This is a genomic window from Planctopirus hydrillae (assembly GCF_001707835.1).
Lineage (GTDB): Bacteria > Planctomycetota > Planctomycetia > Planctomycetales > Planctomycetaceae > Planctopirus > Planctopirus hydrillae.
Map to the genome: position 1 here is coordinate 88119 of NZ_LYDR01000050.1, position 12220 is coordinate 100338.

The window sequence follows — 12220 nt, forward strand, 5'->3', positions numbered from 1 at the left end:
CGCTCACCTGAACGAGAACCGGTATGAAGAACCGGTTCTGGCACAGATCAAGAGTCGCACATAAGAATGGTATGGCCGTTTTCTGGACGTTTGTAAAGTCACGCGATGGTGACAAGCCCATGAGCGACGACTTTCCCATTTCCCTGATTCGATATGATAGGGAAGATCTGGCTTCCCCGATTCTGTTTCTGAGACACCCTTCACGAAATTTTAAGGTCCTTCGCCATGCCTTCGGCCATCATTCGTCCTCTGACCTTCCCCGAAGTGGAACAGCTCGTCAACTGGGCGGCTCTGGAGGGATGGAACCCGGGCGTGCATGATGCAGCCAACTTCTGGGCCGCTGATCCGGAGGGATTTCTGGGCCTCGAAGTTGATGGCGAGCTGGCAGGAGGTGGGAGTGTTGTCCGCCACAACCCCCACTTCGGCTTCATGGGGCTGTTCATCCTCCGCCCCGAGTTTCGCGGCCAGGGCCTGGGCGAACAGTTGTGGTATGCCCGCCGGGATCATCTGCTGGCCAGACTCACACCTTTTCCAGAAACCACTTCAGGAACGATCGGCCTCGATGCCGTCACCAACATGATTCCCTTCTATGCCAAGGGCGGGTTTGTGCCCCAACATCGACATTGCCGGTATGAGGCCCAGGCCCATTCGTTGCCAGCCATTGCGAACGTTCCCGAGATTGTCGAATTGAGCACCATTCCCAGAGAACGGATCGAGATTTTGGACGCGCGCTGTTTTCCCGGTGCACGCCCAAAATTCCTGAATCACTGGCTGACACAACCGGGGATTGTCTCACTCGCCTGGCAGGAGGGAAAAAACCTTCGAGGCTACAGTCTTTTGCGGCGTTGCCGAGTGGGTTGGAAGCTGGCTCCTTTGTATGCCGAGACTCCCGAAATTGCCCGGGCCCTGTTGCTCAACAGCTTTCAGTACACCGAAGGACAATCGCTGCTCATCGATGTTCCCGAGAATAACCAGTCTGCGATGGCACTTTGTCAAAGTCTGGGGATGACTCAGATTTTTGAATGCACTCGCATGTACCTGGGGCCCATTCCCACGCTCGCGCATGAGCAGATCTTCGGGATCACATCTTTAGAACTCGGTTAACGACAAGCCTGCAGATCACGTCAGGCGACCCGATCACTCACTTGGCCACTCGCTTGTGTGTGCCATGCTTGCGGCTCGGAGCAAGCATGCCTCACAGACTCTCCACCCGCCATTGATTTCCCAGATGGAAATTACTCAATCACCTGGCTGGCCACAGGCTGTGCGTAATCCGCCCAGAGCTGGTCAATAACGTTGGCCTCGGGCTTGCCGGTATGTGTGAAAAATCGAAAACGGGTGATGTAAGGCTTGCCCGGTTCGATCTCAAAAGGGCCCAGAGGTGCAGGTGTGACCGAGAGATAAGGCATGTGGGGATGCAGCCGGACAGGTTGCGGGAAGCGAAAATTCGACGGATGGTCAAGAACCGCAATCCCGCCCCAGGGAGCAGGTGATGTCGCTGGCTCCTGGGTACCGTTTATCGCTGGAGTTGCCTTTGATGCTGTCGGCGCTTGAGGGACGGGAGTGACTGGCAAAGGGCCGGAAAGATCGCACCAGTGAGGCCGCGTATGGTTCCCATTGGCTCGTGTTTTGCCTTCGCTCGTCAGGAATTCGCCACCGTCGGCGATATTCCACTCGTCGCGCCCGCGCAGGCACAAACCTCCGTAATCATGCTTCAGGAGTTTGAGAGGAGACTCCGTCGCGCAGGTGAGGGTCGATTGCCAGTCGAAGAGAAATCCATCGGTTCGATGGAAAACCTTGACGTCCCAAAGCTCGTGCAGCGCAACTCGAGGACCATCTTCGGGAGTCTGGTCGACATGTTCGAGTCGGGCTTTAAAGCGGATAAAAACCGGGCCCACCTGGATATCTTCCAGACGAACATTCCGGACAAGCCCCTGCTCTTTGTGACTGTTCCAGAAATCGACCTTGCGGCCTTCAAACTCGGCATTCACCCAGGCGAACATGAGGGCGTGCTGATGCATATGGTCAGCGGGCATCGCCTCCGTGACTGCCCGGCCAGCCGGTTCAAAGACCGGGTGAATGAACCCGCTGCGAGCATAGAATGGCTTGGCAGGATCAGCCGAGGGCATGACAGCCTGCTGATACTTGAGAACCGGCAAGCCTTCAATGGAAATCGCTAAGGCCTGCCCATCGACCGTAGCAGTCATATCGGGCGCGGGAGCAGTAGTGCCGTTTCCGGCTTTTGAATCGTCAGAATCAACCGCCGTGAGCCGATACCTCCGAGTTTCACCCGCCGGAAGATGCTCAAGCATCCACCAGACCTTCGGTGGCGAACCTGCTTCAATCTGGCAGGGAATACGCTGATTTGAATCCACCTCAAACAAAGAAACCTGCTTTGCTTCGCCGAGAACTGCCGGAAGTTCGATACACACAGGTACCAATTTGCGCGCCACTTTGTCAGCAGAGATCTCAATGACGAGAGATGAAGCCTCTGCCACAACGGTCGAGGTGCAGATCATGGCGAACAGGATCAATCTTCTACCGATCTTCATGCCGCTGATTCCTTGTCTAGTCATGAAAAGGTCGCCAGACAGATTGACTTCTCTCGATGGCGAGAGCCTGCTGCTGTTGAACATCGCGTAATTTCGATCGACAGTGATTCGTTGAGAGATCCTGATCGTAGCGAATCTGCAGCCAAACTCCTCCGCATTAACGAATCAGAGATCTCGGAAACCGACTGGTACCGTAGGACCCGTGCTGATAAACGGCAGATTTCAGCCATCTTTGTCGCATTTTGCGCAGATTTCTTGCGTAAAGCCGGTCAAAAGAGCTACTCTTTCCCAAAAGGGTGTCGCCATGCTCATTGAATTTCGTGTTTCCAATCACCGTTCCATTCGCGAAGAGCAGGTGCTCACCATGACTGCGGCAAGCGGTCGAGGTGAGGACAATGATCTGAGGCCGCGCGATGTGGGTTTGAGCGAAAAGATTCTCCCGGTAGCCGCCATCTACGGCGCGAACGCCAGCGGCAAGAGCAACGTCCTTTCGGCACTTGCATTTCTCAGGGATGCCGTCGTTTATTCGCAGCGGATGTGGGCACCAGGCGAAATCATTCCCCGCGAGCCATTTGCCTGGCAACAGAAACGAGATGAACCCTCAGTTTATGAAGTCACATTTCTGCAAGATGATGTGAAATACGAATTCGGCATCGCCTGTACTGACGAGGCCATCGTTGAAGAATGGCTTTATGCATGGCCGCATGGGAAGAAACAAACTTGGTATGAGCGAGACGAGCAGAAGTTTAAGTTCGGGCCGAATCTGGTGGGCGCCAACAAACTCATTGAAGAAGCCACTCGCCCGGACGGTTTGTTTCTTTCAACAGCCGTGCAGTTACAGCACCCGCAGTTGCGAAGCGTGTATGACTGGTTCTGGCGGATGGACTCCATGATCAATCAGTCCACGCGACATACTCGAGGCCGTGTGACCAATCGGGAAACTCATTTGGCCAACCTTATTCAAAGCCAAACACAAGCTCGACAACGCACTCTGTTTGAAGTAGATGATCACCGACATTTCGATCTCGATCGACTCCAAGAATTAATTCAGAGTGCCGATGTGGGAATCGTGGACTTTAGGGTCGCTATACAATCTGATCAGGATCGCAACTCTCAGCGATCGACACGTATCCAACTTCGGCATCAGTCAACAAGTGGAGATGCGTGGCTACCACTTGAAGAAGAATCGCGAGGGACTCGAACTCTTTTGAATCTTGCCGTACCGATACTTGACGCCATTGACCATGGCTCCGTCCTCCTTGTCGATGAGCTTGAAGCCAGCCTGCACCCGAAGATCGCTGAATCGATTGTCAGGCAATTCAATGATCCCGAAACGAACCCCAATAACGCACAGCTCATCTTCACCACGCACGACACCAATCTTCTTGGCACAACCCTGGGTGATCCGGTCGTTCGTCGTGATGAGGTCTGGCTGACTGAAAAAGACGACGAAGGAGGAACTGTCCTGTATCCCCTCACAGATTTCACGCCGCGCAAAGAAGAGAATCTGGAACGGGGATATCTGCAGGGTCGTTACAGCGCCGTGCCATTCCTGGGCAACTTTTCGATTGCTCCCGAAGTTCCATCCCATGAGTAGATATCGGGACCGAAACAAGCGACCGGGTCGATCCAAAGCGACTCGCACACCCAGACAGAGAATTCTGGTGGTGTGCGAAGGCGGCGTAACGGAACCGAGTTACCTCAAGCGGTTTCAAGCGTTTGTCAAAAATCAGCTTGTCGAAATCATCTACGAAGATGGTGAAGGTGATCCACAATTCGTTGTGACAACCGCCAGAGATTTCAAAACCAAGGCTGCCAGGAGAGCACAGTCAGAGAATGACTCAAATCTTGACTTTGACAGGGTATGGTGTGTGATAGATGTTGATGATCACTCCAGACTCGACCAAGCCAGAATCATGGCTCTGGATCATGGGATCGAACTGGCCATTTCTAACCCGAGTTTTGAACTCTGGCTCTTGTTGCACTTGCGTGAGTCACCAGGTTCCAGAAAACAAGATGCGATTCGCTCTTTACTGAAACAGAAACAGCACTGGCCGACGTACCAGAAAGAAGTGCTCTCTGTGCACTTCAAAGATTGCGAAACAGGGTATCATCAGGCCGTAATAAGAGCCAAAAAGCTCGATGAGTTAGCCGCTTCTATCCGCGAACCGGGCAAGAACCCGAGCACTGGCGTCTATCGACTCACCGAAGAAATTCGCCTGGGATTTGCCTCTCCCGGCAATGAGTCGTTGCCGGGATCATGAAATAAAAACCCGCCTCCAGCAATGTTACCAGAGGCGGGCTTGTTGAGGTTGATGGCGGTCGTCATGTCGGCCAGCAGGTGATCACTCCTACTGCTCCATCACTTCCTTTTCCTTCGCTTCGGCGACAGTATTGACTTTTCCTTCGTACTTCTTGGTTAGTTCCTGAACCGACTCTTTGGTCGATTCGTGGATGTCTTCGCTCATCAGCTTGTCTTTCAGAGCAGTGTCGGCATGTTTGTTGGCGTCGCGGCGGATGTTGCGGATCGCCACGCGGGCATCTTCGGCCATTTCCTTCACACGAGCCACAATCTGCTTGCGGCGTTCGGTCGAAAGGGGTGGCACGTTCAGTCGGATCACGCGGCCGTCGTTATTGGGGGCCAACCCTACATCGCTCGCCTGAATCGCCTTGCCGATTTCACTGAGAATCGACTGATCGAACGGCTTGATCATAATCTGCTGCGGCTCGGGAACACTCACTGTCGCCAACTGCTTGATGGGAGTCGGTGATCCGTAGTATTCCACTCGAATGGAATCAACGAGACTGGCGTTCGCCCGGCCTGTTCGCAAACCCACCAACTGGTCTTGCAGCACCTGCGCAGCCTTGTCCATACGTTCTTCAGCATCCAATAGAATTTCGTCGGGATCCATGAAAGTGCCTCTCAAAAGCTTGGGCATCCAAAGTTGATCAAACCAGAACTTCAGAGAATACTGTTTTATGTGACTGGCGGAAAGTCGCCAGCCCGTGCTTCGACATGCGGACCAAACTCAGACCGTCAACAAGGCTTACGGCTGGGTGGCTGGGTTCAAACGTCCTCGTTTGCCCCCAGGTCGATTGATGTTACTTGTTCGTGGCAATTGTGCTGGTGAGTTGTGAGAAACTTTTCGGATGCATTCATGATGGTGAACTCGATTGACCTGGGGGCGGATGCAGACATCCGACCCCAGCCACCCAATCACGTTGCTACACGGTTACACAAAAATCGTATTTCTTGACGCTCAGATGCAGTTTTCTAGCTGGAAAACGTCATGGCATGACATGCACGACCATCACGTCGTGATATTCCTGGTTCCAGTCCGAGTTGCCGACCAGAACAAGCTTACTGCCCGATGAGAGCAAACCATGCTCTTTGCCGTAATTGGCAACGAAGGCCAGAAGCTCGCTGGGTGGGTACTTGACCGCCTCCGTCGCGAGGGGTGTGACCCCCCAATAGAGCTTCATCCGGCGGGCAATTTCCGGTCGATCTGTCAAAGCGAGAATCGGAACAGTCCCTCGCTGCCGGGAAAGTGCCATGGCGGTTTTGCCGCCGCGAGTGGCAACCACAATCAGGTTCGCTCCCAGTTGCTCGGCTGCATTGCCCGCACCACAAACCACCGCCTCAGTAATGGCTGTGGCCCGATTACGGGGAAGAGCCAGCTTGTCGACGAACTTGTGAGGATCAAGCAGCCGCTCGGCATGTCCGGCAATGCGGCTCATCATCGAAACCGCCGCGACGGGATGATCACCCACAGCAGTCTCGCCCGAAAGCATCACGGCATCGGTTCCATCGAGGACGGCATTCGCAACGTCCGTCGCTTCAGCCCGCGTGGGAAGTTCATTTTTCTGCATACTGTCGAGCATTTGTGTCGCTGTAATGACAGGAATTCGATGCTCGTTGCACAGGCGGATAATCCGCTTTTGAAGCACGGGAACGCGATCCACATCGGCTTCCACACCCAAATCGCCGCGGGCCACCATGACGGCATCCGTCTCACCGATAATCGCTTCCAGATCATTAATCGCCTCGACTTTCTCAATCTTGGCGACAATCCACGGAGGCGTCGTCGTGGGATGCTCGGCAATCACCTTCCGCAGATCTCGCAGATCCTGGGCGGAACGCACGAAGCTCAGGCCGATATAGTCGAGCTGGTGATCCAGGGCCCATTGCAGATCTTCGCGATCTTTGAGTGTCAACGAAGGTGTGCTCAGCGCCACACCGGGAAGATTGACCCCCTGTTTGGAGCGGATCATGCCAGCCTGGGTGACTTCGCAAACCACCTTGCCCGCGCTGGCATCCTGCTCGAGAACTTTCATCGAGACCGTTCCATCGGCGAGCAGCACACGGTCGCCAGGCCTCAGATCGTCGATCAGTTGCTCATAGGTGCAGGTCAACTGGTTATCCGTACCGGCGGAAACCTGTCTGACGAATTCAAACTTGGCACCGTACCGGCAGCGAATACCATCTTCTGGCAACAGACCCAGACGAATTTTGGGGCCGGAAAGATCACCGAGGACGCCAATCGGTGTGCCAAGTTCGACTGAGATTTTCCGAATCGAATCCAGCACCCCTTCGAGAATGTCGTACTTGGCATGAGCAAAGTTCAACCGGAAAATATCAACTCCGGCAATGGCCAGCTCGCGAAGTTTTTCGGGAGTCGAGCAGGCAGGACCCACGGTCGCGATAATCTTGGTTTTTGCAAACGGTGTTTCAGAACGAAGGACATATGACATATCTGGAACTTCCTCATGGGCCAGAGATTGAAACGAGCAACCCCCTGAAGAGTCGAAAGATGAGCGTTTGAGGCGGCAGGATAGCACATCCGGAGAAATTCGCGCAGTCCGGGAAGCTCGCCATTTGCTCGATTTTCACGGAGATCTGTCAGGTACGGTATTCGCTTAACAGAATTGACAGAATCTTTTCGACCGAGTTGCAAAGTGTCGCCCTGTTCGATCAGCTTCCAGCAGATGACCGGTTTTCGCCCAGATTGATCAATTTTTGTCGTTTCCCTTTTGTCGTTTCCGTTAGTAAGCGGCACTGACCGGCTGGCCCCCAAGGAACTCCCTTCTTTGTAGAAACGGCCTTGGGCGATCGTCACCGGGTGAATTGCAAAAACAAGAATGTATGGTGGTGCAGAATCATGCCTCAGACGAAGCGGCGAATCACATCGATCAACCTGGTCCTCGTGATCGTCTTACTGGCTGTCAACGGGTTTGTCACCAGTGTGAATATTGGTCGGCTGTTCGATGCCCAGCGGGATGTCTCGCACACTTTTGAAGTGCTCAGATTGCTGGCCAATCTGCAGGAAGAAATGGTGACGTTTGAATCGAGTTGCCGGGGTTTTGTCATCGCCAGAGAATCGACATACCTCGATAGTGGCCTCGTCGCGCTCGAGCAGCTCCCTCGAACTTATGCGAACCTCTCTGATCAACTGGCCGACAATCCCGAGCAAACCCGACGTTTGGTCGAACTGGCACCAATCATTGCCGAAAGACTGGGAGTCGCCGCCAATGCCATTCAGGTCTTTATTGAATCTGGGGAATCGGAACTGATGAAGATCGCCCGGACAGGCCGAGCCCGGGTACAGATGGATGAAATCCGCTCGCGAGTGGCAGAGATGGTCAACGCCGAAAGGACATTGCTGGATCAGCGTTCGGCAGGTGTCGAATTCAATTACTATGTGGCCATCATGACGACCTTACTGGCCGTGCTGATCTCAACAGGAGTCGCGATTGGTGCCTGGAGATCAATCGATCAGGAACTCGCCGCCAGAATTGTGGCGGAGCAGTCGGCCCGTCTGACGAGCGAAAACTTTCGTGTCACAATCCACAGCGTGGACGATGCCCTCGTAACGACTGACGCCCATGGCCGCATCACCTTGATGAACGATGTGGCCAAATCGCTCATTCAGGTGAGCGACGATGTCCTGGGTCAACCTGTCGATCAGATCTTTCAGATCATGGCCGATTCGGCGACAAAAACCACAGAGCATCCTGTGCATCAGGTCCTGCGAACTGGGCAGAAACTGGCTGCCAAAGAAACCAACTGGCTCATCCGGGCCGATGGGACACGAGTTGCCGTCGATGATAGGGCTTCGCCCATTCGTAACGCCAAAGGGAAGCTTCAGGGAACAGTTCTCGTCGTGCGGGATATCTCCGAAAAGCTCAAGGCGGCACAGGCCATTCGACGTCGTGATGAGCGTTTTCGCAGAGTGTTTGACAGCAGTCTCGTCGGCATGGCACTGTGCAACAAGGATGGTCGCATCATTGATGCCAACGAAACGTACCTGGAAACAATTGGCTATTCGCGCGAGGGGCTCTATAGCGCCGATCTGAGTTGGGGCGACATCACTCCCACACAGTTTTCCGGATTAGATACCGGCGCCTGGGAAGAGTTACGAGCCACAGGTCGCTGCCGCCCATTCGAGAAGGAGTTTATCGCACAAAACGGCATGCGGGTTCCAGTGCTGATTGCCGCTGTCAAATTGCTCGACGACGAGGAAAGTGAGGTGGCGATTTACACCGTCAACCTGTCACAACTGCGGGCTGCCGAACAGCGCTATCGCATGCTCACGAATGCCTCGCCACAGATCGTCTGGATTGCCCGGCCCGGCGAAGACAATCTTTACTGCAATGACCGCTGGTACGAATACACAGGGCTGACACCCGAAGAAACCCGTGGTATGGGCTGGCTCCGCGCTGTCCCAATGGAATATCAGGAGCAGGTCGCGCGTGAATGGTCGACAGCCTCCCGCAAGCCGGAAACCTGCGAGTTCGAACTTCCACTCCGCGGACGAGATGGATTGAGCCGCTGGCATTTATTGCGAGGGGTTCCGCAGATCAACAGCGATGGCGTCGTGGTAGAAATGATCGGCACCATGACCGACATCGACGCGCTGCGTCAGGCTCAACAGGAACTTGAACTGGCAGACCGCAGGAAGGATCTGTTTCTCGCCACATTATCGCACGAATTGAGAAACCCACTGACACCGATTTCCAATGCTCTGGAAGCCTGGCGGGCTGCAGATCTATCTGCCGGAGAACTGACCGAAGTGCGTGAGATGCTCAGTCGCCAGACAAAGCAGATGGTGCGTCTGATCGACGATCTGCTGGATGTCTCTCGCATCAGTGGTGGAAAAATCCAGTTAAAACCAGCCATTCTTGATCTTCGTGAATGTATCAAGACTTCGATTGAAGTCGCCCAACCGCTGATTCAACAGGCGGGTCATCAGTTGACCACCGACTTGCCGAACGAACCGGTCTGGATTAAAGCCGATGCCACACGCATTGTGCAGATCGTCGCCAATCTGCTGAACAATGCCGCCAAGTACACCGATCCCCACGGCAGGATTCATCTCCAGGTGGTGCCGTTTGAGCATCAAGTGGAAATTCAGGTCGTTGATAACGGCGCAGGAATCCCGGCACATATGCTGGAACAGATCTTCGGCATGTTCGAGCAGGTTGGAAGTTCGCTCGATCGTGCTCAAGGGGGTTTAGGGATTGGCCTGACGTTGGTTCGCTCACTGGCAGAACTGCATGGCGGAAGCGTAGTGGCCTTCAGCGAAGGACTCGGCAAAGGAAGTCGCTTTACGATCACTCTGCCCCGGTCTGCTGCACCTCTCGCCAAGGATCCTGCCGTTAATAACAGTTCCAGCGAGCAGCCTGAGAATTCTGCGAAGGCAAACACCTCGCTTTCAGTCAGACATGATGGGACATCCACCCAGGTCGAGACCTCGAATACCAACGGAAGTGTTCAGGATCAGACGTCCGAACAACCGGCGGGCAACTTACGCATCATGATCGTTGATGATGTCGCTGCCAGTGCAAAAACTCTCGGGATGATGCTGCGCGCGATTGGACAGCCTGCGGAAATCTGTCTCGATGGCCACGAAGCCATTGAACGAATTATTGCCAATCCTCCCGATCTGGTCTTTCTGGATATCGCCATGCCCGGGATTGATGGTTATCAGGTGGCCCGACAGATTCGCGCACAATGCCCCCAGCGGCCAGTCCTGGTGGCACTCACTGGTTTTGGACAACCTGATGATCGTCAGCGCACGCAGGCCGCAGGCTTCAATCAGCATTTGACGAAACCCACCAGCCTTGACTCTCTGCGGGCACTCCTTAAGCATTATGGAAGTTTGGAGCGGCCAGGTGAGTCAGTCAGAAGTGATACTCATGCGGACTGAACTCATGCGGACTAACCTGTGATGAATGGTCATTTCTTCCTGCCCTGAGGATCACTGCGAGTGACGACCGCTCCACTGCATGAGTTTCCTACACCCGCGCGCATTGCCAGACAGATCCGCCTGTTCGCAAGGCAATTTCCAGTCACCATCAGCTTCATGCTGTTGTCGGCAATGCTGTTTCTGCTCACCTTGATTGCCGGAGGGGAATCGACCGAGAGCCAATCCCGGAACTGGGGTGCGATTTCGACACTCAGTTTCTTTCGGGAAGTCGAACCACAGATCTGGAAAAATGTCACCCCCGAGTTGTATGGGCCGTTTGAATTATGGAAGGGAGAATGGTGGCGATTGCTGGTGACAGGCTTTCATCATGGTGATCCTGTCCACCTGACCTTGAATCTGATGGTACTGGCATTTCTGGGCCCGCTGGTGGAACAACGCCTGGGTAAAATCTCTTTCAGCCTGTTCTTCATCTTCTCGACTGTCTTTTCCGTCTGTGCCGAACTCTTCTGGGGTGAGAATGTTGTCGGGATCTCGGGTGGCCTCTTTGCACTCCTGGGTTATCTCGTGATCGCACGACTTCGAGACGAAGAACTCGCCCGGCAACTCCCCGATGAACGCTGGATTTTCTACCTGCTGATGGCTGCGGTGATGGCCGGCTTATCGGCTCTGGAGATTCTGAACATCGGAAATACCGCTCATGTCAGCGGCTTGCTCGTGGGAGTCGCCTGGGCTGTTATCAATCCCTGGTCCAAGTCTTGGCGAATGGTCTTCATCGCAACCGCTTTCGTGCTGCTTGTGGCTGCCGGATATGGAGCGGTTCATCCCTTCTGGCTGGGCCGGTATCACTGGTATCTGTCGCGACTCGACAAGCAAGATTCGGCAGCGTGTCTCCAAGGGCTGCGAAGAGCTATCTCGTATGATCCCCGCCTTCCCGGTGCATGGATAGAACTGGCTGAAAGACAACAGGCTTCGCAACAGCCCATGGATGCGTGGAAAACTCTTCTCGAAGGGATACTGATCAATCGCAACAGTCTCGAACTGCTAGAAGTCACCAGCCAGCAGTGGGGATTATTGAAACGATTGCATCTGGAACCGTTAGCCACTGAGATCGCCGTACAGATCCTCGGCGAAGATTCGCCCATCTGGCTCAAGCAGTTTGATGAACATCTGGCACGAAACAGTCTTGGCCCCTCCATGGAAGATGATCTGCAGGATTGGTCTCAGCAAAACCCCGATTCATGGCTGAGATCTCCCCTGATTGAACTGGTTCGGCCAAAATCTGTCGAACCACACAAACCCAGCGGATTACCAGACGATTCGCCAAACTCCGCAGGTGAAGGAACAACACTGTAAGACAGGTTCGAGAATACCATTGGTGTGCCATGCAACGCCGTCCACGATTTTCTCAGCAGGAGTTGAGCAGTCTTTCTCCTTGGCGGCGTTGGGTTTGAGTCAGGCGTT

General features: G+C 54.2%; 8 protein-coding genes. 5 read left to right on the forward strand and 3 right to left on the reverse strand.

All coding sequences use genetic code 11. The annotated features are described in order from the left end of the window. Positions 1–225: 225 nt before the first annotated feature. Entirely contained in the window at positions 226–1104 is an 879-nt protein-coding gene (locus A6X21_RS06765) for a GNAT family N-acetyltransferase (protein WP_068846856.1), read from the forward strand. 131 nt (positions 1105–1235) lie between these two features. Here the strand turns inward: A6X21_RS06765 and A6X21_RS06770 are convergent, their stop codons facing one another. Next, positions 1236–2552: a DUF6807 domain-containing protein gene (locus tag A6X21_RS06770; RefSeq protein ID WP_165603701.1), complete on the reverse strand. Its 1317-nt coding sequence runs from the start codon at positions 2550–2552 to the stop codon at positions 1236–1238. Positions 2553–2856: 304 nt separating this feature from the next. On the opposite strand from A6X21_RS06770, the gene A6X21_RS06775 reads away from it, so the two are divergent. Beyond that, entirely contained in the window at positions 2857–4149 is a 1293-nt protein-coding gene (locus A6X21_RS06775; RefSeq protein ID WP_068846858.1) for an AAA family ATPase, read from the forward strand. After that, complete coding sequence (locus A6X21_RS06780) at positions 4142–4816, forward strand: RloB family protein (protein ID WP_068846859.1); 675 nt, start codon at positions 4142–4144, stop codon at positions 4814–4816. Before A6X21_RS06775 ends, A6X21_RS06780 begins: the two co-directional genes overlap by 8 nt. 87 nt (positions 4817–4903) lie before the next feature. Here A6X21_RS06780 and frr read toward each other — a convergent pair whose 3' ends face one another. Then, positions 4904–5464 (reverse strand): ribosome recycling factor, encoded by a 561-nt coding sequence (frr, locus tag A6X21_RS06785; protein WP_068846860.1) that lies wholly within the window; start codon positions 5462–5464, stop codon positions 4904–4906. Between the two features lie 376 nt (positions 5465–5840). Next, a complete protein-coding gene (pyk, locus tag A6X21_RS06790; RefSeq protein WP_068846861.1) occupies positions 5841–7304 on the reverse strand; it encodes a pyruvate kinase in 1464 nt (487 codons plus the stop codon). Between the two features lie 407 nt (positions 7305–7711). Between pyk and A6X21_RS06795 the strand changes: the two genes are divergently transcribed. Both A6X21_RS06795 and A6X21_RS06800 read left to right on the forward strand, forming a co-directional pair. After that, positions 7712–10759, forward strand: coding sequence for a PAS domain S-box protein (locus A6X21_RS06795; protein ID WP_068846862.1), 3048 nt, complete (start codon positions 7712–7714; stop codon positions 10757–10759). 60 nt (positions 10760–10819) lie between these two features. Next, complete coding sequence (locus A6X21_RS06800) at positions 10820–12112, forward strand: rhomboid family intramembrane serine protease (RefSeq protein WP_068846863.1); 1293 nt, start codon at positions 10820–10822, stop codon at positions 12110–12112. Positions 12113–12220: the final 108 nt, after the last annotated feature.